20 protein-coding genes, 1 tRNA gene and 1 pseudogene are annotated in these 21207 nt (G+C 51.2%); 6 read left to right on the top strand and 16 right to left on the bottom strand.

Features of this window, described 5'->3' with window-relative positions; translation table 11 throughout:
* Nucleotides 1-114 precede the first annotated feature (114 nt).
* A complete protein-coding gene (locus tag LVJ88_RS08130) occupies nucleotides 115-1533 on the top strand; it encodes an SEL1-like repeat protein (protein ID WP_085417660.1) in 1419 nt (472 codons plus the stop codon).
* A gap of 90 nt (nucleotides 1534-1623) precedes the next feature.
* On the opposite strand, the gene LVJ88_RS08125 is transcribed toward LVJ88_RS08130, so the two are convergent.
* From LVJ88_RS08125 to LVJ88_RS08090, 8 genes and pseudogenes are all read right to left on the bottom strand, one after another.
* Nucleotides 1624-2382 carry an iron ABC transporter ATP-binding protein gene (locus tag LVJ88_RS08125; protein ID WP_085417659.1) on the bottom strand — a complete coding sequence of 253 codons (759 nt, stop codon included), beginning with the start codon at nucleotides 2380-2382 and terminating at the stop codon, nucleotides 1624-1626.
* Nucleotides 2383-2578: 196 nt separating this feature from the next.
* The gene (locus LVJ88_RS08120; protein WP_085417658.1) at nucleotides 2579-3544 is read right to left on the bottom strand and encodes an iron chelate uptake ABC transporter family permease subunit; all 966 of its coding nucleotides are present in this window, start codon (nucleotides 3542-3544) and stop codon (nucleotides 2579-2581) included.
* A pseudogene (locus LVJ88_RS08115) lies at nucleotides 3534-3650 on the bottom strand (ABC transporter permease); the annotation flags it as partial. The pseudogene LVJ88_RS08115 and the gene LVJ88_RS08120, both read right to left, overlap by 11 nt.
* A 372-nt stretch (nucleotides 3651-4022) precedes the next feature.
* The gene (locus LVJ88_RS08110) at nucleotides 4023-4490 is read right to left on the bottom strand and encodes a low molecular weight protein-tyrosine-phosphatase (RefSeq protein ID WP_085417657.1); all 468 of its coding nucleotides are present in this window, start codon (nucleotides 4488-4490) and stop codon (nucleotides 4023-4025) included.
* Nucleotides 4487-5590, bottom strand: coding sequence for a conjugal transfer protein (locus LVJ88_RS08105; RefSeq protein WP_085417710.1), 1104 nt, complete (start codon nucleotides 5588-5590; stop codon nucleotides 4487-4489). Before LVJ88_RS08105 ends, LVJ88_RS08110 begins: the two co-directional genes overlap by 4 nt.
* Before the next feature lie 111 nt (nucleotides 5591-5701).
* Nucleotides 5702-6472, bottom strand: coding sequence for an ADP-ribosylglycohydrolase family protein (locus LVJ88_RS08100; RefSeq protein ID WP_085417656.1), 771 nt, complete (start codon nucleotides 6470-6472; stop codon nucleotides 5702-5704).
* A gap of 181 nt (nucleotides 6473-6653) precedes the next feature.
* Nucleotides 6654-8480: a lytic transglycosylase domain-containing protein gene (locus LVJ88_RS08095; protein WP_085417655.1), complete on the bottom strand. Its 1827-nt coding sequence runs from the start codon at nucleotides 8478-8480 to the stop codon at nucleotides 6654-6656.
* Between the two features lie 378 nt (nucleotides 8481-8858).
* The gene (locus LVJ88_RS08090; RefSeq protein ID WP_085357957.1) at nucleotides 8859-9647 is read right to left on the bottom strand and encodes a FadR/GntR family transcriptional regulator; all 789 of its coding nucleotides are present in this window, start codon (nucleotides 9645-9647) and stop codon (nucleotides 8859-8861) included.
* A 320-nt stretch (nucleotides 9648-9967) separates the two neighbouring features.
* Between LVJ88_RS08090 and LVJ88_RS08085 the strand changes: the two genes are divergently transcribed.
* The 4 genes from LVJ88_RS08085 (at nucleotide 9968) to LVJ88_RS08070 (ending at nucleotide 14876) form a co-directional block, all read left to right on the top strand.
* A complete protein-coding gene (locus tag LVJ88_RS08085; RefSeq protein WP_085417654.1) occupies nucleotides 9968-10744 on the top strand; it encodes a (Fe-S)-binding protein in 777 nt (258 codons plus the stop codon).
* The gene (locus LVJ88_RS08080; RefSeq protein WP_085357961.1) at nucleotides 10741-11436 is read left to right on the top strand and encodes a LutC/YkgG family protein; all 696 of its coding nucleotides are present in this window, start codon (nucleotides 10741-10743) and stop codon (nucleotides 11434-11436) included. The genes LVJ88_RS08085 and LVJ88_RS08080 overlap by 4 nt, the downstream gene beginning before the upstream one ends.
* A gap of 61 nt (nucleotides 11437-11497) precedes the next feature.
* Nucleotides 11498-12943 (top strand): LutB/LldF family L-lactate oxidation iron-sulfur protein, encoded by a 1446-nt coding sequence (locus LVJ88_RS08075; protein WP_085355831.1) that lies wholly within the window; start codon nucleotides 11498-11500, stop codon nucleotides 12941-12943.
* 166 nt (nucleotides 12944-13109) lie between these two features.
* Nucleotides 13110-14876 (top strand): L-lactate permease, encoded by a 1767-nt coding sequence (locus LVJ88_RS08070; RefSeq protein ID WP_085417653.1) that lies wholly within the window; start codon nucleotides 13110-13112, stop codon nucleotides 14874-14876.
* A 45-nt stretch (nucleotides 14877-14921) separates the two neighbouring features.
* On the opposite strand, the gene LVJ88_RS08065 is transcribed toward LVJ88_RS08070, so the two are convergent.
* From LVJ88_RS08065 to LVJ88_RS08050, 4 genes are all read right to left on the bottom strand, one after another.
* Nucleotides 14922-15575 carry an IS1595 family transposase gene (locus tag LVJ88_RS08065; RefSeq protein WP_244694126.1) on the bottom strand — a complete coding sequence of 218 codons (654 nt, stop codon included), beginning with the start codon at nucleotides 15573-15575 and terminating at the stop codon, nucleotides 14922-14924.
* Nucleotides 15576-15808: 233 nt separating this feature from the next.
* On the bottom strand, nucleotides 15809-16303 hold the full coding sequence (greB, locus tag LVJ88_RS08060) for a transcription elongation factor GreB (protein ID WP_085355829.1): 495 nt from the start codon (nucleotides 16301-16303) through the stop codon (nucleotides 15809-15811).
* A gap of 91 nt (nucleotides 16304-16394) precedes the next feature.
* On the bottom strand, nucleotides 16395-16973 hold the full coding sequence (locus LVJ88_RS08055; protein ID WP_085417651.1) for a DUF4126 domain-containing protein: 579 nt from the start codon (nucleotides 16971-16973) through the stop codon (nucleotides 16395-16397).
* A 369-nt stretch (nucleotides 16974-17342) separates the two neighbouring features.
* The gene (locus LVJ88_RS08050) at nucleotides 17343-18554 is read right to left on the bottom strand and encodes an MFS transporter (protein ID WP_085417649.1); all 1212 of its coding nucleotides are present in this window, start codon (nucleotides 18552-18554) and stop codon (nucleotides 17343-17345) included.
* Between the two features lie 124 nt (nucleotides 18555-18678).
* On the opposite strand from LVJ88_RS08050, the gene LVJ88_RS08045 reads away from it, so the two are divergent.
* Nucleotides 18679-18990 carry a PepSY domain-containing protein gene (locus LVJ88_RS08045; protein WP_054598700.1) on the top strand — a complete coding sequence of 104 codons (312 nt, stop codon included), beginning with the start codon at nucleotides 18679-18681 and terminating at the stop codon, nucleotides 18988-18990.
* A gap of 136 nt (nucleotides 18991-19126) precedes the next feature.
* Here the strand turns inward: LVJ88_RS08045 and LVJ88_RS08040 are convergent, their stop codons facing one another.
* From LVJ88_RS08040 to tpiA, 4 genes are all read right to left on the bottom strand, one after another.
* A complete protein-coding gene (locus LVJ88_RS08040; protein WP_085417648.1) occupies nucleotides 19127-19681 on the bottom strand; it encodes a DNA-3-methyladenine glycosylase I in 555 nt (184 codons plus the stop codon).
* A 184-nt stretch (nucleotides 19682-19865) separates the two neighbouring features.
* Nucleotides 19866-19951, bottom strand: a tRNA-Leu gene (locus tag LVJ88_RS08035).
* Nucleotides 19952-20019: 68 nt separating this feature from the next.
* Nucleotides 20020-20373, bottom strand: coding sequence for a preprotein translocase subunit SecG (gene secG / locus LVJ88_RS08030; protein WP_085355824.1), 354 nt, complete (start codon nucleotides 20371-20373; stop codon nucleotides 20020-20022).
* Nucleotides 20374-20378: 5 nt separating this feature from the next.
* Nucleotides 20379-21134, bottom strand: a complete 756-nt coding sequence (gene tpiA, locus LVJ88_RS08025; protein WP_054598703.1) for a triose-phosphate isomerase — start codon at nucleotides 21132-21134, stop codon at nucleotides 20379-20381.
* Nucleotides 21135-21207 lie beyond the last annotated feature (73 nt).

The raw sequence follows: 21207 nt of genomic DNA, 5'->3' as shown, positions 1-21207 counted from the left end.
GTTTAAAGCATAGTTTTTAAAAGGTATTTTTATGCTATATGCCTTTAAAAATAACATGTTATCTGCTTGTTGCTATACAATGTAATTTTCATTTTTTCTTATCGGCAAAATAATATGACCCAAATGACTCCAGAATCATTATTCCAGCAAGGGCATGAGTTATTGCTGCAAAACCCCGATAACTGCACCGCTGCTGTTCCGTTGCTGCTTGAGGCCGCCCAAGCGGGCCATACCGAAGCGGCGTTCCAATTGGCAGGTTGTTTGTTGAACGGAGCAGGCGCACGCCCCGACTATGCCGCCGCGCGTTATTGGTTGGAGCAGGCTGCGGATAAAGGCCATCTGTATGCCCGTTACAACCTGCTGCAAATACGGGCGGCCAACGGGGAGCCGTTTGAAGAGCAAGTTTCCGACTACGCACAATTGGCCGAACAGGGTATTCTTCATGCGCAGTTGAGAATGCTCGAATATTGTGCCGATAAAAAAGACCCGCAGGCGGTGCATTGGGCGGAACTGGCAGCGGCGCAAGACCATGCCGAAGCACAGCTTTATCTTGCCAAATATTACCAGCAAAGCCCGGAGCCGGATTTGGCGCGCGCGCACGAGTTGTTTACCCGTGCGGCAGAGCAGGGTTTGGTTGCCGCCCATTGGCTGTTGGGCAACCAATACCGCTACGGGCAATATGTGGAAAAAAACCTGCGCAAAGCCGTGGATCATTTCACGCCGGCCGCTTTGCAGGATGTGCCGCCCGCACAGTCTGCTTTAGGCGAAGTGCTGCTGGAATTGGGTGAGGCGGATGCTGTGGGCTGGCTGGAAAAAGCGGCTGCGGCGGGTGATGCCGATGCACAGGCGGCGTTGGCCGAGGTGTATTTGACGGGGCGTTTTGTGGAACGCGATTACGCCAAGGCGCGCAAGCATGCCTCTGCCGCCGCCCGCCGCAACCACCCGAAAGCACTGCGCCTGCTCGGCGATATTTTCCGTTACGGCTTGGGTATTGATGCCGACGGCGAAGTGGCGTTGCGGCAATACCGCCGTGCGGCCGAGTTGGGCGATATGGCGGCGCACCAAAAGCTGCTTGCCGATACGGCTTTGACCCGTGCGGGCGAATACGAAGAGGCCAAACAGGCGGCATTGATGTTTCAAAAGTCTGATCAGGCTTATCAAACCGCGTTTGCCTGCCATTACGGTTTGGATCGTCCGCAAGACTATATGCTTGCCCGCAAATATTATTTGCAGGCGGCCGAATTGGATCACCGCAAGGCGCAAACCAATTTGGGCATGATGTATTACAACGGGCAGGGTGTTGATGCCGATCCGGAGCAGGCGGCGTATTGGTTCGAGCAGGCCGCCAATCAGGGAGATGCCGTGGCACAATATAATTTAGCCTGCCTGTATTACCACGGACACGGCACGCCGAAAAGTGCGGAAACGGCTTGCCGGTTGCTGCAAAACGCAATTGATAACGGCCACGAACACGCTGCCCAGCTTCATCAGCTGCTCGCGCAATGGCGGCGCGAAACGCGGGTTCAAGGTTAATCGGGATGAATTTTCGGCTGTGCGAACCGGCTTTTCAGACGGCTGCAGGCATAAGGGTGCGGCTTGGCAGGGTCTTAATAAGTTGATCGACTATACATGGTGCACAACCAGTTTTCTGCCTTCGTGTTCCAGCATGGCCACATCCATACCGAACAGTTTTTTGATGTTTGCCTCGGTAAAAATTTCATTGGGATGCCCCTGCATCAGTATGCTGCCGTTTTGCATGGCGACAACGTGGTCGGCATAGGCCGCCGCTTGGTTGATGTCGTGTAAGACAACTACGGTGGTGCGCTTATGCTCGTGTGTGAGCCGGCGCAGCAGCTGCATCAGGCTGCGGGCGTAATACATGTCGAGATTGTTCAGCGGTTCGTCGAGCAGCACATATTCGGTGCTTTGGCAAAACACTATCGCAATCATTGCCCTTTGCCGCTGGCCGCCGGACAGTTCGGTTAGGTAGCGGCCTGCAAAGCTTTCGAGCTGAAATTCGTTCAGGGCATTTTCCACCACGGTTTTATCGTATTCAGACGGCCTGCCTTGATGATAGGGATAACGGCCGAACATCAGCAGGTCGCGCACGCTGATGCGGCTCATGATGCTGTTTTCCTGCGTGAGTATCGACAGCATTTTGGCCAGCTCGGCGTTGGGAGTGGCGGCAAGGTTGTGCCCGTTATAGGCCACATTGCCGCTTTGCAGGGGTTTGAGGCGCGCCATCAGCGACAACAGCGTCGATTTGCCCGCGCCGTTGGGGCCGATCAGCGCAGTAATACCGCCTTGAGGGATGGCTAAATTGATGTTGTTGAGAATCGTATTGCCGTCGATATGGTAGCCGACGTTTTGAATGGTAATCATAAAACATCCATAAACTTGATATTGCGGAAAGCGGCGGCGGGTTGCCGCCGTTGTGTTTTTTCAGACGGCATAAATATGCTTGTATGCCGTCTGAACCCAGTATTTCAGCCTTTTCAAACACCGTTTGCGGCGTGTTTCTGCGTTTTGGCATGCCTTGAACGGCATCTTTAAACGATAAGTTTGCAAAGGGTTTTGTTTATGTTTTCTTATGCCGCAGCACCAGCCATAAAAACACCAGCCCGCCTGCAAATTCGACCACAACACTCAATACCGCCTTCATGCCCAAAACATGCTCGAATACAGTTTGCCCTGCCATCAGCATCACAGCGGCGGGAAGAAAAGCCATCGGCAGGCGCAGGCTGTGGCGGATGCTGTGGGAAAAATGGTTGGACAACGCCACCGCCAGCAGGCCGAAAAAGCTGACGGGGCCGCCGAACGGGCCGACCGCAGCAACCGATACGGAAGTGAGCACCGCCACCCAAACCAATATCCACAAAGTGTGGCGGGTATAGTCGATACCGAGGTTCACGGCTTGGTCGCGCCCCAGCAGATGCACGTCGAGGCGGTGGCGTTCGCGCCAGATGAAAAACGAAGCCGCCAGCACCACCGTTGCGCCGATCATCAGAATGTCTTGGTTCACGGTATTGAACGAAGCAAACGTATAGGCTTGAGCCACGGCAAACTCTTCGGGATCAATCAGCCGTTGCAGCAGTGATGACAGGCTGCGGAAAAGAATGCCGAAAATCACGCCGATTAAAATCATCCGTGCCAAATCGCGCCCGCCTTGTTTGACCAGCACCCCCAACAAAAGCAGCGAGCCGCCTATCATGGCCGCCGTTTCAAAACCGAATTTGCCCAGTGGGGGCAAATGTGTGTAGCCTGTGCCGCCCAAAACGGCCACCAGCAGCGTTTGCAGAAAAATATACAGCGAGTCGAAGCCCAGCAGCGAAGGAGTGAGCACAGGGTTGTTGGTGAGCGTTTGAAACAGCAGCGTCGATACGCCGACCGCATACGCCACCAGCAGCAACGCGCCCAGCTTGGCGGCGCGCAGGGGCAAAACAAACCCCCAGTTGCCGTGTGTGTTGAGAGTAAGAAAGAGCAGGCACGATACCAATAACAGCGCAGAGGCAATCCAAACAGGGCGGGTGTTTTCAGACGGCATGGGCGGGCTTTCTCATCAGCAAATAGAGAAACAGCACTGTGCCGGCCACGCCGAACACCGTAGCCACGGGTATTTCAAACGGAAAGCGGATCAGGCGGCCGATAATGCCGTTATATCAATAGCCGTTATAGTCAATACATTTAACTTTGCTTGGGCGTTGCTATACCTTGCCGCGGCAAGTTGAATTTATTTGTAACACCCAATCTCTGCGTGTCCGCCAAATGGCTCGAGGCCGTCTGAAAATCTGTTTTCAGACGGCCTCGAGTTTGTTGGGTGGTATCAATCTTGATGGTATCAATGCTTGATAAATAATCTAAAACCTTTGCACAACTCCCAGCTGCGTTGTCCATTGTACGCTCGCTTGGCTATACATATTCAATCCACTTAACAATAGCACGTCCGTCATACTCACGTTGGTGCGGGTATGACGTTTGTATTATTCATATCAAGTGGATGTGCTATAAATAAGCGTGCGGTTTTAATGGCTTAGATTCAGTTTTTTCAGCAGGGCACGGCTGCCCAAAGAAACCAAGCGGAACGTTTCGTTGAAGTCGCCGGTGTACCAAGGATCGGGAACGTGATCATAGCCGCTTTCGGGAATCAGGTCGGTGAGTTTGAAGATTTTTTCCGGATTGCTGCCCAAAAGGCGGGTGAGTTCGGCGAGGTTGTTGTCGTCCATGGCGATGATGAAATCGTAATGTTCGGCATCGCTGTGTGCAACTTGGCTGCTGGTAAAGCCCGAGGGGTCAATACCTTGCTGCTTGAGTTTTTTCAATGTGCCTTCGTGCATATTTTCGCCGTTGTGCCAGCCGGATGTGCCTGAGCTTGATATGATGATGCGGTCGGCCACGCCGGCTTCACGGGCTTGGTGGCGTAAAACGTATTCTGCCATCGGCGAGCGGCAGATGTTGCCGAGGCAGACGAATAGAATTCGGTAGGTATTCATGATGAAGGCTGTTCGGAAAATAAGGGATTATGCCCAGGGAGCTTGAGCGCTTGGGCGTAAGTAGGCAGTTCGGTGTCTTCGGGCAGGGGATCGTGCAGCTGGCGTATGTTTTCTACTTGGCACTCTACCATCAGGTCTAAAAAGTTTTGCCGGATGGTTTCGATGCGGTCGGCAGGGGAGAGCGGCCAAGTGAAAACTTGGTTGGCCAATTCGAATACGCTGTCGGTGGCATTGAAGCCGAACAAGATTTTTCCGCCTTGCTGGGCAGCCATAACCACGCCGACGCGCGGGCTTTGCAGGCGGATGGCGCGGATGGCGTTGGCGGCAAATACGTCCATGGCCATGCGTGTGCGCATGTGGCTGCCTTCGGTCAATGCGTGCAGGGGGGAAGCGGGAGCCAACGGGTTGGCAAATAACGTCAAGCCCGGCCGGGTCAGGCTGGTTTGCCATACCTGCATCAGGGGCAGGGCGGCATCCCGCAGGTTGGGGGTAAGGGCCGTCTGAATGTTTTGCTTGCCATATCCCAATGCAAAAACAACGTGCACGGATTGGTTTTGCGGGATGTCTAAATCGGCTTGCGGAAATTGGGCGGCAAGTGCTTGTGCGGCGGCTTCGTTTTGTTTGGCTGCAAACCATTGCCCTGCGTTGACGGCGGCCAGATCAGAAGAGCGCACCAGTTTGGGCAGCCATGTAGCATGAATCAGTTCGCGCAGGTGGGGATAATCGGCCAAACAGGCACACAGTTCCAGCGAAGGGGTGTCGAGCGGCAGGGTTTGCGCCTGATTACAACCGGCAACCAATACCACGGGCAGGGCAAACCATTGGATTTCATTCTCGGATTTGGCTTGGAGCGCATCATCTAACGTGTTGAACAAAGCGAGGTAGCTTTCCGTGTCGGGTGCCATGCTCATGGCAACAGATAGGCCGAGGTAATGGTTTTGCTGCAACATCGTATAAATTTCGGCCTGTAGCGATTCGGAAGACAGTTTGCGTTGTGCTGATGATGTGCTGTGGGCGATTTGGCCGGCATAAGTCAGCAGGCTGTTTTTTACCGGGTCGGTGGGGTAGGGGCGGGTATCGGGCAGAGTGAACGGCATCATGGTTTTGCCTTTGGCGGATGAACGGGAAACGGCCTGCATTATATAGCAAATAAACTCAAGTTGAGGCGTTTGCCAAACCCCGTTTGCGGCGTATTTCTGCGCTGTTGCGTTTTACATCGGCACGCTCAATAAGGCACGGGTAATGTCGGGCGGCAGCCGCTTGAGTGTTTGCTCGCGGATAAGGGAAGGAACGCCGCCGTAATAAGCTTCGGCGATGCTGCCGGTGATGGCGGCCAAAGTATCACTGTCGCCGCCCAAAGAAACCGCCAAGCGGACGGCGTGTTCAAAGTGGTTGCTGTCGAAAAATGCGGCAAAGGCTTGCGGCACGCTGCCGGCGCAGCTCGCGTCAAATGTGTAGTCAGGTCGGATATCACGGCAACTTCGGTTGAGGCGGTAGCCGAACATATTGGTGATATTGTGTCGGATAAACGCTTTGTCGCAGCCGTGGCGGCTCCAGAAAATCGCAGCGGCAACGGCTTGCGCGCCTTTGATGCCTTCGGGGTGGTTGTGTGTGATGGCGGCGGAGGCTTCGGCGCAGGCTAAGGTTTCTTCTAATGTGTCGAATGCCCAGCCTACGGCAGAAACGCGCATGGCAGAGCCGTTGCCCCAGCTGCCGTAAGGTTGCGGAGGGTGTTGGTGTATCCAGCGTTGGAACGATGCACCGTAAGCCCCGCGGGGCGCGGGATAGCGGCGGCACCATTGTTGCATAAGCAGGGCCAAGTCGTTACGGCAGCCGCCGGCTACCCAGTCGGCTACGGCAGCCGTGCATACGGTATCGTCGGTAAAACCGCAGTCGTCTGTGAACAGTTCGAAATCGGTACTTTTATGGTTATCGAACTCAAAACGGGAACCGATAATATCTCCGGTGGCTGCACCCAGCATAATGGCCCTTGTCTGTTTTAAAGCGTGTCGCCTTTTAGCTGACCTAAAAAAACCGCTGCAATGAATGTTTATAGTTAAGTTGATTAACTATATAGATAAGAGCAAGGTGTGATTGTTGGCTTGAGGCCGTCTGAAACGTGTTTTCAGACGGCCTCAAGTTTGCCGAACCGTGCCCGTTTGATTAGCGGCCGGGTACTGTGCCCATACGCTGTTTCAGCGACGTATGCGGTTCGTTGAACAGACTCGCATAATAAGTGGCGTTGGTCATTACCTTTTTCACATAGTCGCGGGTTTCGTTGAACGGAATGGTTTCCGCATAAATGGCGCCTTCCAATGGGGCAGACGATTGCCAGTTGCGGGCGCGGCCGGGGCCGGCATTATAGCCCGCAGTTGCCATCACTTCGTTGTTTTGCAGGCGGCGTTTGGCATCGGCCATATACCATGTACCCATGCGGATATTGCCGTTCATGGTGTAAAGTTCGCTGCTGCTGATGCCGATTTTTCCGGCAATTTCACGGGCGGTAGCGGGCATCACCTGCATTAAGCCTTGTGCGCCTACGCTTGATTGTGCGCCGAGCATAAAACGGCTCTCTTGGCGGATAAGGCCGTACACCCATGCGGGGTCGATGCCGACTTCAGACGCATAACGCGCGGTAATTTCTTTAAACGGCGAGATATAGCGCAGATTGTAGTTCAGTTTTTTATCGGTTCGTTCGGCACTGTTGATAGCCATTTCGTAAAACTGGTGGTCGAATGCCAATTGTGCGGCGGTGAGCAGTAAGTTTTCATCTGCACCCCGCGTGGCAAAGCGCCATTCTGCCTGAGCTTGGCGGCGCATTTTCCAATCGCCGCCGTTTTGGCTGGCTTTAAACAAAGTCAGCGCACGGTCGATGGCACCGTCGCGGGCCAGCTGTTTGACATCGCTTTTCGATGCTTCGCCGACATTATTGCGCGTGTTGACGCGGCGACCGAGTTCTTCGCCCGATAATACCGCATAGAAGTTGCGACCCGATGCGGCGGCTTTCTCATACAGCCCGTTGGCGCGCGAGCGGTCGCCTTGTGCGGCATAGCTGCGGGCAAGCCAATATTGCCAGGTCGGATCGTTTTGCAGTTTGGCAGGCATACTTTCGATGATGCCGGACAACTCGTTCCAGCGTTGCAGGCGCAGGGCGGCGCGGGCATACCATTCGAACTGCTCGTTACTCAGCTGGCTGCGGTCGGCGCGGTTGAAATAGGCGAGTGCCGTCGACATGTTTTGGCGCAAAGCCTGAACGTGTCCCAGCACCGCCCAAGCATAGCCGCTTTGCTCGCGGGTCAAGCTGCCCGACATGCTTTCCAACAGGGCGGCCGAAGCAGGGTTCTTTTGCGCGCTGTTGCCGATAATGCTGATCAAGCGGGCTTCTTGCGCACCTTGTCCGTCGCCGTCGAACGGGCTGCCGAGTGCGGCGGCAAGATTGCGTGCATCTGTGATTTGATTGTTGCTGATGAGGCCGCGCACACGCCGCCAAGCATCTTTATCGTTCAGACGGCCTGCCGATGCGGCGTTCTCCACCAAACGGGTGCAGCCTTGTGGCAGACGTTTGATTTCTTTAACCAGCTCGACAGCCAAGCCGTCGAATCGGCCGCCGTTCAGTTCTGCGTAGCATTGCGCTTCTTGAGAGCGGCCTGCTTTGTCGAGTTGGGCGTATTGCCGGTTGAACTGCTGCCATGCCCCGCGGCGGCCCAAGCTTTTCAGCCATTCGTTGCGGACTTCTTCTGCCATTGCGCTGTTGGCGGCTTGGTTTAAAAACTGTTGCGGCAGAATATCGTCGTCTTGTTTGGCGGCGGCCAGAGCGTTTTGGTAGAGTTGATAATCCGACAGGATTTTTGCCGGAGCCTCGGCGGCGCGGGAAGAGGGGCGTGAGCCGTCGCGGATTGGTTCTACGGGTTGCTCGTGCGACGAACAGGCAGTCAGAACGGCTGCGGTAATGGCGGTAAGCGTCAAGGTGAGTGTGCGCTGGAAGGTCATAAGGCAGTCTTTCTTGGTGTTTGGAGAAAAGGTTTGATTTTAAACGATTCGCGGCGGAGTTTGAAACAGAAATGCGATATTTACATTACATAGCATTTGAATATGGATGTGAATGATGGCAAAACCATACTAAGGCCGTCTGAAAGTATGCAGCCTTTGCAAAACTGCCGTCTGCGGCGTATTTGTGCATTGTGCGCTGCTTGCTTGTCTATCTAATGCCTGCACTCGCTGCGTTGCTGTGCCTTGTCTTTACTGCCTGCCGTTAGCTGCCTTGTGTTAACAATGTGCTGATTGGCTGTATTTCAGACGGCCTCGAACAAAGCTTGGCGGCTTCGGATGGTTTGCAAGCAGGATTCAGCCTGCCGATGTATTAGATGTTTATTTGAAAACAGGTTTGCGGGCATCGCCGGCGGTTTGGGCAAGAGACAGCTTTTCACGCTGCTGCTGCGCGCGTTGCCGGCTCAGGCTGTTTTGCACATAATCCAAGTGCCGGTGGGCGGCTTGAGTGGCTCCTGCCGCATCTTGACGCCTGATGGCTTGATAAATGGCATCATGTTGTGCGGTCAGTTGGCTGTGGATGTCGGGAACGCCGAACATATTGGCAAGGTTGCGTTTGGTTTGGCCGGTCAACAGGCGCAGTAGGCCGTCTGAAAGGCGGGTAAACATGATATTGTGAGCGGCTTCGGCAACCGCTTGATGAAACCCTACGTCGGCGGCGGATTGCAGATCGAGATTGTTTTGCGCGTAGGCTTCGCGAAGCTTGTCGAGCCATCCGCGCATCCTGATCAAATCAGCTTCGGTGCGGCGTTGCGCGGCCAAAGCGGCAAGCATTCCTTCGATATGGCGGCGGAAGTCTAATACCTCGTTTTCCATATTCTCGTTTTTATCCAGCAGATCTTCCCAGCCGTATTGGAAATTTTTATCGACACGGCTGGAAACATAATGACCGTCGCCCTGCCGCGTATGCAGCATACCGTGTGCCGATAAAATACGCAGTGCCGAACGCAACGATTGCCGCGATACACCGAACTCTTCGGCAAGGGCGCGTTCGGGCGGCAGTTTGCTGCCAATTGGATACACGTTTTGTAAAATCCGTTCTTCTAAAATAGAAGCGATTTGTGCGCCTATTCCGGGCGTTCTGACCACGGCTGCGGTATTCGGCTGCATATTTCACACCTGAATCATTTGGGAGGGCGGTTGCTTGGGAAGGGCTGAAAAGCTATGTATTTTCAGATTTTATTCAAAACATTTATTTATTATCGAATTGACACCGGCCAGAAAATCTTCTGCGGTATTCTCAGGGCATTGTACCGTAAACTTTTTTGGCGGCGGTTAAAATTTCACTGCTATGAGACCCATTTATTTTGTTGCAGCTACTTGACCGGCTACACAGCATTACGTAAAGTAGAAAACAATTAACAAATTGGTCAGACCAATTAACCAAAAATAATATCAAAAATATCAAAAGCAAAATCTATCAAAGCAAAATGAACCACAACACTACCCATGCCGCCGTTTCAGGCGGCAAACCAACCGATATTTATTTTTTCGGCACCTGCCTGCTCGATATTTTCATGCCCCAAGCCGGTATGGATGCGATTACGCTGATTGAACAGCAGGGCATACGCGTGCATTTCCCGATGGAGCAGAGTTGCTGCGGCCAGCCCGCTTTTTCTTCGGGACACCCGAAAGATTCTTTTGAGGTGGCCAAAGCCCAGTTGGGCCTGTTTCCCGAGCCGTGGCCGGTGGTTGTGCCTTCCGGCTCTTGCGGTGGCATGATGAAACACCATTGGCCGACCTTGTTTAAAGGCAGCATTTACGAGCGTCAGGCCAATGAAATTTCAGAAAGGGTGGTCGAATTTACCCATTTTCTGTTGTCTATCGGCTATGAACCGCAAGACAAAGGCCGGCCGGCAAAAGTGGCCGTACACACTTCCTGCTCGGCACGCCGTGAAATGAATGTGCATGTATCCGGTTGGGCGCTGGTCGATAAATTATCCAACGTTGAGCGAGTGGTGCACGGCCATGAGAGCGAATGCTGCGGTTTCGGCGGTACGTTTTCCGTGAAACATCCCGATATTTCGGGCGCGATGGTAAGCGACAAAGTGGCTGCGCTTAAAGAAACGCAAGCCGTTGAAATCATCAGTGCCGATGCGGGCTGTATGCTGAACATCGGCGGCAAAATCGCCAAAGACGAACCGGGCATGCCCAAACCCAAACATATAGCTACGTTTTTATTGGAGCGTACGGGAGGCAAAGTATGAGTAACGCACGCGCCAATATTTTAGCCAAACTGCGTAAGGCTGCCGCATCGCCGATGAAAGAGCCGGACACCGCAGAATATTACGAAGAGATGTCGCCCCATTGGGATACGGAAGAAGGCCGTCTGAAACATTGGGCCAAAACCATGCGTGCGGTAAAAACCGAAATTTACTGGGTGCGCAGCAATGATTGGCAGCAGGCTTTGGTTAACGTGGCACGAGAAAAAGGTTTGCGCAATATCTTGTTGCCGTTGGCAACCGATCACGGCAGAGAAGCGGCAGCAGCCGTTCAAGCGGCAGGAATCGAAGTCAAAGCTTTCGACCGCCCGATTGAAGATTGGAAAGACAGCTTCTTCAACGATATAGATGCCGGTTTTACCGATGTCCGCTGCGGTATCGCCCAAACCGGTACGCTGCTGCTGTGGCCGTCTGAAGAACAGCCCCGCAGCCAAAGCCTTGTACCGCCGGTGCATATCTGCCTGTTCGATACGTCCAAAATGTACAACGATTTTTACAGTGCTATGCAGGGCGAAAATATGGCGGCGAATATGCCTACCAATGTAGTTTTGGTTTCCGGCCCTTCGAAAACGGCCGACATCCAGCTGACATTGGCTTACGGAGCCCACGGCCCCCGCGATATGGTCGTGCTGGCGGTATTGCCCGAGCACATCGATCCGTCTGATTTGGACGGGTAATGAATATCCCCGCGCTCAGGCCGTCTGAAAAAGCGGGCGTAGAAAAATAATATCTAACAATATGAACACACAAACCATACACTTCCATCCGAAACCGGAAACCTTCAAGCAGAATGCCGTTGGTGCGCTCGCCGATGCCCCGTTGCGAAAAAGCCTGCGTACGGCAATGGATATGTTGATGACAAAACGTAAAAACGTATTGTCCGACGAATACGAACTGCAAGCTCTGCGCACTTTGAGTGAGCACATCCGCCAGCGTTCCCTGTCGCGCCTGCCCGAGCTTTTGGAGCAGCTCGAGAGCAAGCTGACCGAGCTGGGTGTTAAAGTACATTGGGCCGAAACACCCGATGAAGCCTGTCAAATTATCCACGGCATCGTCGCAGCCAAAAACGGCAACCTGATGGTTAAGGGCAAATCAATGGTCAGCGAAGAAATCGAGTTGAACCATTATTTGGAAGACCGCGGTATGCGCGCCGTAGAAAGCGATTTGGGCGAATACATTGTTCAGATGGCCGGAGAGAAGCCCACGCATATCGTGATGCCGGCCATTCACAAAACCAAAGAGCAGGTAAGCGAACTGTTCCACAATAACCTGAATACCCCGCTTACCGACGACGTGGACGAACTGACCGGCATTGCCCGCCGCGCCTTGCGCGATATTTACCGCACTGCCGACGTAGGTTTGAGCGGCGTCAATTTCGCCGTAGCCGAAACCGGCACGCTGTGTTTGGTAGAAAACGAAGGCAACGGTCGTTTGACCACTACCGTGCCGCCCGTGCATATTGCCATTACCGGTATTGAAAAAGTGGTTGCCAAGTTATCGGATATTCCGCCGTTATACAGCCTGTTGCCGCGCAGTGCCATCGGTCAGAATATCACCACTTATTTCAATATGATTACCGGCCCGCGCCGCAGCGCCGAGTTGGACGGCCCTCAAGAAATGCATTTGGTGTTGTTGGATAACGGCCGCACCCAAGCGTATGCCGACGAACAGATGCGCCAAACACTGCAATGTATCCGTTGCGGTGCCTGTATGAACCATTGTCCGGTTTATACCCGCATCGGCGGCGCTGCTTACGGCACCACGTATCCCGGCCCCATCGGTGAAATTATTTCACCGCATCTGTTGGGCTTGGAATCCACCAAAGATTTGCCTACGGCATCTTCTTTGTGCGGAGCCTGTGCCGAAGTCTGTCCGGTACGCATTCCGATTACCGAGTTGTTGATGCGTTTGCGTACCGAAGCACAACGGTCACCCGGCGAAAAAGTGCCGAACCCGATTAAAGGGCAGGGTGCTTCACACAATTTGGGCGAGCAGATTGCATGGCGCACGTTTAACGGCATTTTCAGCGGCAGCAAAACTTACCGTGCTTTCGGTTGGGCGGCGACCAAATTCCGTTCGCTCACGCCGAGCAAGCAGATGGGTTGGACGCAAAACCGCATTCCGCTCAAACCTGCTGCGAAAACATTACACGAAATGATTGCCGAACGGCAGCAAGCACAATAACAGCGCATATTTTTCAGACGGCCCTCATGCTATGCAACATAACTGCTTTAAGCGGATGCCGTCTGAAAGTTTTTTCTACGGCTTGAGGCTTGAAGCCTGCGGGTCTAACGATAAGAGGCGGGAGAAATGCCGCATTCACACAACACTCATCTGAGGAGCTTTTAAAATGAGTATGCTTCATACTTTTTTGGCATTGCTGCCGATTCTGACAGTCTTTGTGCTGTTGGTCGTCATGCGCCTGCCTGCCAAAGTATCTATGCTGGCAGCGTATTTGGTTACCGCTGCATTGGCACTGTTTGCATGGGGAGCGGCGTTTAATACCGTAGCCGCCGCCACCGTAAACGGTGTGATTGTGGCTTTAACCATTCTTTACATTGTGTTCGGTGCCATTTTGATGCTGAACACGTTGAAAGAAAGTGGTGCGTTAAAGTCGATCCGGCAAGGATTTATGGATATTTCCCCCGACCGCCGCGTTCAAGTCATCATTGCGGCTTGGTTGTTCGGTTCTCTGATCGAAGGTTCTTCCGGCTTCGGTACGCCTTCCGCCGTGGTTGCCCCCTTATTGTTGGTTTTGGGTTTTCCCGCTATGGCGGCTGTTATGTCGGTATTGATTATTCAGTCGACTCCGGTATCGTTCGGTGCGGTTGGCACGCCGTTACTGTTGGGCGTTAACTCAGGTATCAGCAACAAGGCAGACGTAGCTGCTGCTATTGCACCTGCAACTGTTGAGCAATACCTATTTCAGATTACGGGTAACGTCGGCCTGCTGCACGCTTTGGTAGGTTTCCTGATTCCGTTGATTCTTTGCGGTATGTTAACCCGCTTCTTCGGTGAAAAACGCTCTTTTGTCGAAGGTTTGAAAGCATGGAAATTTGCTTTGTTTGCAGGCTTGGCCTTTACCGTGCCTTATTTCTTGGTTGCCCGTTTTATGGGGCCGGAGTTCCCTTCTTTGGTGGGCGGTTTCATAGGTTTGCTGCTGGTAGTGCCCGCAGCCAAACGCGGCCTGTTTGTGCCTAAAGAAGTATTTGATTTCCCTGTGCGCGATAAATGGGATTCGCATTGGAGCGGTTCGCTGACTGCGGAACAAGGAGATGACGGCAAACCCGCATTTTCAGTTTTTCGTGCATTTTCGCCTTATGTGATTGTAATAGCATTGTTGGTGCTGACCCGTGTTGTAGCTCCGCTTAAATCTTTCCTTACCGGCGAGTTGACTACCATCAAGCTGGCTAATCTGTTCGGCACTAAAATCAGCAGTTCCGTACAATTCGGCTACTCTCCCGGTACGATTTTGATTTTGGTTGCGATTGCATGTATTTTCATTTTCAAAATGGACATGAAAAATTTCAAACGCGGCTGGGGTGATGCGGGTAAAACACTGATTGCTGCCGCACCTGCGTTGTTCTTTGCAGTGCCGATGGTTCAAGTGTTTATCAATTCGCAGTCTGCCAATATGGATGTGGCCGGTGCACTACCTGCCATGCCTATGGTTTTGGCTCAAAGTGCCGCCCATGCTTTTGAAAGCTTTTGGCCGAATGTTTCGCCTTGGATCGGTGCATTGGGTGCTTTTATTGCAGGCTCCAATACCATCAGTAACATGATGTTCTCTTACTTCCAGTTTTCAACTGCGCAGCAAATTGGATTGAACGCCGATTTGTCTACGGTAGTGGTAGCAGCGCAAGCCATCGGTGGTGCGGCAGGTAATATGATTTCCGTGCATAACGTGGTAGCTGCCGCAGCTGTGGTAGGTTTGCTCAACCGCGAAGGTGAAGTGATCCGTAAAACTCTGTTGCCCATGCTGTATTATGTGGTTCAGGCAGGATTTATTGCCCAAGCATTGATTTCAGGAAGTATCGGCTGGTGGATTGCTGCTGTCGCTTTCCCGTTGGTATTCTTGGTTCTGATGTCTTCTTCAAAAGGCAAAGCCAAAGCCTGATGCTTTAAATGGAACAATAAAAAAAGGGGCTGAAGTAGATTAGCCCTAAACACCACACCAAAGCCGCAAAGTTTTTAACTGCTGCTTTGGTGTCCCGAAGTTAAAACGAAACTCACATTCTTTCAAGAACAGAGGAAAAGATTTTCGGTCGATTCCGTTGTATTTGCGCAAGACACGTTTCGCCTGATTCCAAAAATTCTCAATGCCGTTGATATGGTTGTGTCGGTCGGCAAACTTTTTGCTGTGATTAATCCTGTGATGGTGAAAACCGCTGACATCCAACACGTCGTAACTGCTCAGGCAGTCCGTATAAACTACGCTATCAGGTGTAATTTTCCTTGTAATAACAGGAAATAAACTTTCCTTTCGGGCATTATTCACTACAACCGTATAAACCTTACCTCCACGTTTAAGGATACCGAAAACCACCACTTTACCTGCTGCTCCCCTACCGCGCTTTCCTTTACGCTTACCGCCGAAATAGCTCTCATCCAATTCTATAGCGCCCTCAAAAACCTGATCTGCTTCCAAAGCCAAATGACGGCTGATAACAAGACGGATTTTACGGTAGAAGAGAATAGCCGTATTGGGCTGAATACCCAAGATATCGGCAGCAGAACGTGCGGTTACTTCCAATACAAAATATTCAAGCAGTTTTCTTTGCAGACTCTTCTTTAACTTACAGTGGGTTATCTTCATTTTGGCAGCCTATCATGACTGCTAATCTACGTCAGCCCCTAAAAAAAACCCGATCCGGTTGAAGATCGGGTTTTTTTATCGGGTATCTTTTATTACAGCAGGCATATTGATACAAAAGGTATAAAGTCAATCCACTTAAGTTTTGCTACGGTGTTGCGCCTTTGCATTAAAAATAAGTTAATTGACTATAATGAATACATTGTTTTTTAAGTTGGCTGAATTTATTAGCTGCTTTATTCTATCCGCACATATTCTACCGAAAGTATTTCGATTACTTCGCGACCTTCAGGGCCGTTCAGCACCACTTCGTCGCCCTCTCTGGCTTTGATTAAGCAGCGGGCGAGCGGAGAAATCCACGATATTTTGTTTTTTGCTGTGTCGATTTCATCGATACCGACAATTCTCACAATCTGTTCGCTGCCGTCGCCGCGCAAAAGTTCTACTGTTGCACCGAAAAACACCTGATCCGTCGCTTCGCGGGTTTCGGGGTCAACCACATGCGCTGCTTCCAAACGTTTGGTTAGAAAGCGGATGCGCCGGTCTATTTCGCGCATGCGGCGTTTACCGTAAAGGTAGTCGCCGTTTTCACTACGGTCGCCGTTGCCGGCCGCCCAGTTGACAATCTGTACGATTTCGGGGCGTTCTTTGTTAACGAGATTGTACAGCTCGTCTTTCAACGCCTGCCAACCTGTGGGGGTGATGTAGTTTTTTTGAGTATCCGTACTCATGGTTTAAGGCCGTCTGAATATCTGAAAGCGTTATTTTAACTCATCAGAAGGTTTTTCAGACGGCCTTTGCCATTCTTTTGATTGGTTTGAGCTAACCGACCGCCTGCCGACGGTTGCGTTGATAGCGTGTGTATTTGCGGTAGAGCCAAAATGCCACCATTAATACTACAAATACTGCCAAAATAGGTACAAACAGGCTTAATATGCTCATCACCACGGCAATGCCTGTTTCGATAATTGAAAATACCGGGTTGGCCAAGCCGCCGGTAGTGGCGGTACTGGCTGCACGGGTAACGGCATTGGTGCCTTTTATCGCCGCCGCAGCACCGCCGCCTGCAATGATGGCCAAAGCCCAAGTAACCGCCGGGCTTAAATCGGCGGCGGTTGATGCCATAACCGCCGTGCCCGCCAAACCGGCCAGAGGAACGGCAATGGTGTCGAGCAGGTTGTCTACAAAAGGAATCAGGTAGCTTAATGATTCAGTAATGGCAGCAATGCCTAAGATAATCAAAGCGTTGGTGCTGGCCAGCCATTGCCAGTTTTCATTGAGCGGCCATACGCCGAAATAGGCGGAAACACTAAGGGCAAATAAAGGAAGAAATACGCGGAAGCCTGTGCCGGCTGCTAAACCTATGCCGAGGGCAATGCTGAGAATGGTATCGAAGTTCATGATGTTCGCAGAGATATTAAAAAGAAATCGCACTTTACCATCACGTTATGATGGTGTGAAAGGCATGTTCAGATATGGTCGGCACAAAATAACCGGCCTGTTCATGTTGTTTAAGACGTTACAGGATAGTCTAAAAACACAGAAATACACATCAGATGGGAAAGGTTTCGGGCTGTTTTTGATAGCCGTATATCGTTGACCGAAGGCCGTCTGAAAAGTTTAACTGCTTATAGTCTCCCAACACATTCTTGCCGCGCCTTAGCTTAAAGAGAACGATTTTGCCGCCAAAGTAACGCGGCGACAGAATCCGTTTCGTTCTACCTGTGCCGTGTGCGGCTTGCTGCTTTGTGATGAAAATATATCAGGGGGCTATAAGCAATTAAACTTTTCAGACGGCCTCAACATGCCTTTTACCGTAACCATTACGGCCGCAGCCTGAACCGACAGCAGAACGCACACTACGCCCGTCCAGCCGTATCGTGAGTAAGCCAAACCGCACAGCCACGCGCCCAGGGTGCCGCCGCCGTAATAAGCCATGTAATACAATCCGGAGGCAAGCGAGCGGCCTTCCCTCACGTTGGCCGCAATATAGCTGATGGTGGCGGCCTGAGTAATAAATACGCCGGAAGACATCAAAACCAACGCGGCAATAATAACGGGAAGCGGGGCAAATAATGTGCCGGCTACACCCACCGCCGAGGCGGCAATGGCCAGCATAATCGTGCGGGCGCTGCCGAAACGGGTTATCAGTTTGGACGACAAAGGCGTAATCACCATGCCGATCAGATATACGGAAAAAAGATTGGCCAAGCCGCCGCTGTCAAGCGAATAGGGTGCTTCGGCAAGATACAGATTTATATAGGTAAAGCAGCCCACCAACGAGCACAATACGCACGCTCCGAGCAGGCATGCCGCAATCACATAGCGGTTTTTCAGGTGATTCGACAAGGTGTGTAAGGCCGTCTGAAAATGCGGCTTGGCTGTGAACTTTTGCGAGGCAGGCAATTGTTTGCCGATAAAAAACGCACTAAACACAGCCAGAAGCGCCATTACATAAAACGCTGCGCGCCATCCGATGATTTCGCTTAAATGGCCGAGAATAAAACGCCCGAGAAAGCCGCCTAATACCGTTCCCGCCACATAAAGCGACATCAGCCGTGTCATTGCTTTGCCGTCGAATTCCTCCCCGATGTAGGCGATCAGCACTACCGTAATGCCCGGAACAGCCACACCCTGTAAAAAGCGCAGCAACATCATTTGCTCGATTGTCTGCACGCCGGCCAAAAGTGCGGTGGGTATGGCAAGAAACAACAGAGAACCGACAATAAATATTTTTCGTCCGACCGCGTCCGACAACATCCCCATAAAAGGCGACATCATGGCCACGCCCAAAACGGTTGCTCCTACCGAAAGCCCGGCCTGCACTTCAGTTGCCGCCAAATCCCGAACCAATAAAGGCAAAATGGCTTGTAAGGAATAAACCTGTAAAAAAGCAGAAAGCCCGGTTACCGCAACCGCCAAGCGCAACAACAAAGGCACTTGCCGCGCTAATGTTTCCTCATCGCCTTGATTCTGCATCATGCAACACCCCGTTAAATTTTCTGGCCGGCTAATTTTTACCTAACTGTACCTGTTTAGAATGCCAAGCATAGGGAGCCGAGTTCCCCTGCTTAAATTAACTAAATCATTGAAAAGGATGCTTACTATGTTGAAATTAAATAAAACCATCGCTGCTTTGTTGGCCTCTGCCTTTATGATTGCCGCCGCACCTGCTATGGCCGATAGCGACGATTACTACCTGCAGCAAAATCCGGGTAAATACATCACGCACGATGCTGCCGCTAATGCCGCTTTGAAAAAATTTCCCGGTGCATTTATCAAAGAAGTTGATTTCGATATGAGCCGCCACCGCGGAGCACATTATGATGTCGAGCTGATCACCAAAGGCGGTCAAGAATACGACGTGGTAGTGGATGCCAAAAACGGCAGAATCCTCTCTTCGCGTATCGACTATTGATTTATTCCCTTCGTTTCACAACTGGTTTACGGCCTGAAAGTATAACGCTTTTCAGGCCGCTTTTTTGTTTATAGCAAATAAACTTTATTTCTGATACAGCGTTACTGCGCTTTATTGCCTTGTATCAAAAACAGGTTTATTTGCCATATTCTGCCCATTTGGGCTTTTGCGCCAAAACCTTACTGTAAATCGGGCAGTTCTCTTTATGAGCACCTTGCAGATAGCCCGTACTCATCAAAAATTCGTTTACGATTTCCCCGCCGACAAATTTGAAATGCTTTTTGAAAAGCTTCGTCCATTCGGGCAGACTTCTAGGGTGGTGCTGATCCAGCCAATTGCGGAAAGAACCGTATTTCTGCCGTAAGATTAACAGCTGCCGTGCATTATAAATGGCCGCATCAATTTTCAAACGGTTACGGATAATACCCACATCATTCAATAAGCGGGTACGGTCGGCATCGTCATAAGCGGCAACCGCAGAAATATCGAAACCTGAATAAGCCGTCTGAAAAGCTTTTTGTTTCTTTAAGATTAACGTCCAGTTCAGCCCCGCTTGATTGATTTCCAATACCAAACGTTCAAATAACTCGTTGTCACTGCAGACGGGAAAGCCGTAAACATGATCGTGGTAATGCTTGTTCGGATTGTCCGTATCATTCGGTAGCGTGTTGGAAAAATCACAATAATCCATATTCAGACGGCCTCGATAATAACTAACAGAGCAGCCGGGAAAAATATAGCAGAAATAGTTTCGGTAAGCTGCATTTTTTGTTATAGCTTGTTGAAGTAAAGATAAAATTTATAAGCCGGTTGTTAAAGTAACCATATTAGTGGGGATGTAAAAAAACAGCCCGAAAATCGGGCTGTTTTTTTGATGGTGCCGACATCGAGACTTGAACTCGAACGACCTAGGGTCACTACCCCCTCAAGATAGCGTGTCTACCAATTCCACCATGTCGGCATAAAACTTATAATTTTTTCAATTTAAATTTGTTGTATGGATTAACTAAAAGTTAACCAAACAAGTATTTATTTTGCAGGAGATGCAGGTGTTTGCTGTGTATTGTCAGTAGGAAGGGTTTGCACCGGAGCAGGAGTGCTTTGCTGTACCGTGCTGAAATCCAATCCGTGCTTGCTGCTATGGGTATTGGTGTAAACCATGGCCATGCAGGTGGCAAAGAAAATGGTTGCTGCTATGGCGGTGCTGCGGCTCAAAAAGTTGGCATTGCCGCCCGAACCGAATACGCCTTGTGCGCTACCGCTTCCAGAACCGAATGTGGCACCTGCGTCTGCGCCTTTGCCATGCTGCATCAAAACCAGCACGATAACTGCCAAGGCGGAGAAGATATTGATAATCCAAATAACGGTTTTAAAAGCTTCCATAATCTTTACGAATCTTGTGCGGCATCGATAATGGCGGTAAATGAATCGTATGATAACGAGGCTCCGCCTACTAATGCGCCGTCTACATAGGGCACGGCGAAAATGTCTGCTGCATTGTTTGCGTTGACGCTTCCGCCGTAAAGGATGCGAATATTAACATCGTTGCCGCACAATGACAAGATTTGTTTGTGAATAAATGCGTGCATGGCGGCAATTTGGTCGGTTGTGGCAACTTTGCCTGTGCCGATTGCCCACACGGGTTCGTAAGCTACGGCGATGTTTTTGGTGTCGAGCCCTTCTAAAATGGAAAGTTGGTGGGCGATGATTTCCTGTTCGCGGCCTGCTTCGCGCTCTTCCAAACTTTCGCCGACACACAAAAGGGGAGTCAAACCGACGTTTAATACGTTGACCATTTTTTGACGCTGGATTTCGTTCTTTTCACCGAAATACAGGCTTCGTTCGGAGTGCCCGATCAATACGATATCGACGCCGATGTCGGCCATCATGTCGGCGGATACTTCGCCGGTGTAGGCGCCGTTGTTGGGAAAGCGGCTGACATCTTGCGCGCAGGTAAGGATGCGGTTGTTCAGCACAATCTGCATGGCGTTGTGCAGCTGGAGCAGATATACGGTGGGAGCGGCCAAGCCGATGACGACCCGGTCTGCTGTGGGCATAATGCGGAAACGGTGCATTAAAGCATTATTGTTTTGCAGGCGGCCGTTCATTTTCCAGTTGCCGATAACCCATTTTTTATCCCACATGATTTGGTCCTTTATTTACTTCCAGAATGTTTTGATTTTAACGCACATTGACAGGGTGTGTGGCGGTTTAATA

The sequence above is a fragment of the Neisseria dumasiana genome (genome assembly GCF_022870885.1).
GTDB classification, from domain to species: Bacteria; Pseudomonadota; Gammaproteobacteria; order Burkholderiales; family Neisseriaceae; genus Neisseria; species Neisseria dumasiana.
This window is presented reverse-complemented; position numbering and strand designations above follow the sequence as displayed.

Bases quoted from the DNA above. Each gene is read 5' to 3' on its own strand.
- LVJ88_RS08130 (WP_085417660.1), top strand. From the start codon at position 115: ATGACCCAAATGACTCCAGAATCATTATTCCAGCAAGGGCATGAGTTA.
- LVJ88_RS08125 (WP_085417659.1), bottom strand. From the start codon at position 2,382: ATGATTACCATTCAAAACGTCGGCTACCATATCGACGGCAATACGATT.
- LVJ88_RS08120 (WP_085417658.1), bottom strand. From the start codon at position 3,544: ATGCCGTCTGAAAACACCCGCCCTGTTTGGATTGCCTCTGCGCTGTTA.
- LVJ88_RS08110 (WP_085417657.1), bottom strand. From the start codon at position 4,490: ATGAATACCTACCGAATTCTATTCGTCTGCCTCGGCAACATCTGCCGC.
- LVJ88_RS08105 (WP_085417710.1), bottom strand. From the start codon at position 5,590: ATGATGCCGTTCACTCTGCCCGATACCCGCCCCTACCCCACCGACCCG.
- LVJ88_RS08100 (WP_085417656.1), bottom strand. From the start codon at position 6,472: ATGCTGGGTGCAGCCACCGGAGATATTATCGGTTCCCGTTTTGAGTTC.
- LVJ88_RS08095 (WP_085417655.1), bottom strand. From the start codon at position 8,480: ATGACCTTCCAGCGCACACTCACCTTGACGCTTACCGCCATTACCGCA.
- LVJ88_RS08090 (WP_085357957.1), bottom strand. From the start codon at position 9,647: ATGCAGCCGAATACCGCAGCCGTGGTCAGAACGCCCGGAATAGGCGCA.
- LVJ88_RS08085 (WP_085417654.1), top strand. From the start codon at position 9,968: ATGAACCACAACACTACCCATGCCGCCGTTTCAGGCGGCAAACCAACC.
- LVJ88_RS08080 (WP_085357961.1), top strand. From the start codon at position 10,741: ATGAGTAACGCACGCGCCAATATTTTAGCCAAACTGCGTAAGGCTGCC.
- LVJ88_RS08075 (WP_085355831.1), top strand. From the start codon at position 11,498: ATGAACACACAAACCATACACTTCCATCCGAAACCGGAAACCTTCAAG.
- LVJ88_RS08070 (WP_085417653.1), top strand. From the start codon at position 13,110: ATGAGTATGCTTCATACTTTTTTGGCATTGCTGCCGATTCTGACAGTC.
- LVJ88_RS08065 (WP_244694126.1), bottom strand. From the start codon at position 15,575: ATGAAGATAACCCACTGTAAGTTAAAGAAGAGTCTGCAAAGAAAACTG.
- greB (WP_085355829.1), bottom strand. From the start codon at position 16,303: ATGAGTACGGATACTCAAAAAAACTACATCACCCCCACAGGTTGGCAG.
- LVJ88_RS08055 (WP_085417651.1), bottom strand. From the start codon at position 16,973: ATGAACTTCGATACCATTCTCAGCATTGCCCTCGGCATAGGTTTAGCA.
- LVJ88_RS08050 (WP_085417649.1), bottom strand. From the start codon at position 18,554: ATGATGCAGAATCAAGGCGATGAGGAAACATTAGCGCGGCAAGTGCCT.
- LVJ88_RS08045 (WP_054598700.1), top strand. From the start codon at position 18,679: ATGTTGAAATTAAATAAAACCATCGCTGCTTTGTTGGCCTCTGCCTTT.
- LVJ88_RS08040 (WP_085417648.1), bottom strand. From the start codon at position 19,681: ATGGATTATTGTGATTTTTCCAACACGCTACCGAATGATACGGACAAT.
- secG (WP_085355824.1), bottom strand. From the start codon at position 20,373: ATGGAAGCTTTTAAAACCGTTATTTGGATTATCAATATCTTCTCCGCC.
- tpiA (WP_054598703.1), bottom strand. From the start codon at position 21,134: ATGTGGGATAAAAAATGGGTTATCGGCAACTGGAAAATGAACGGCCGC.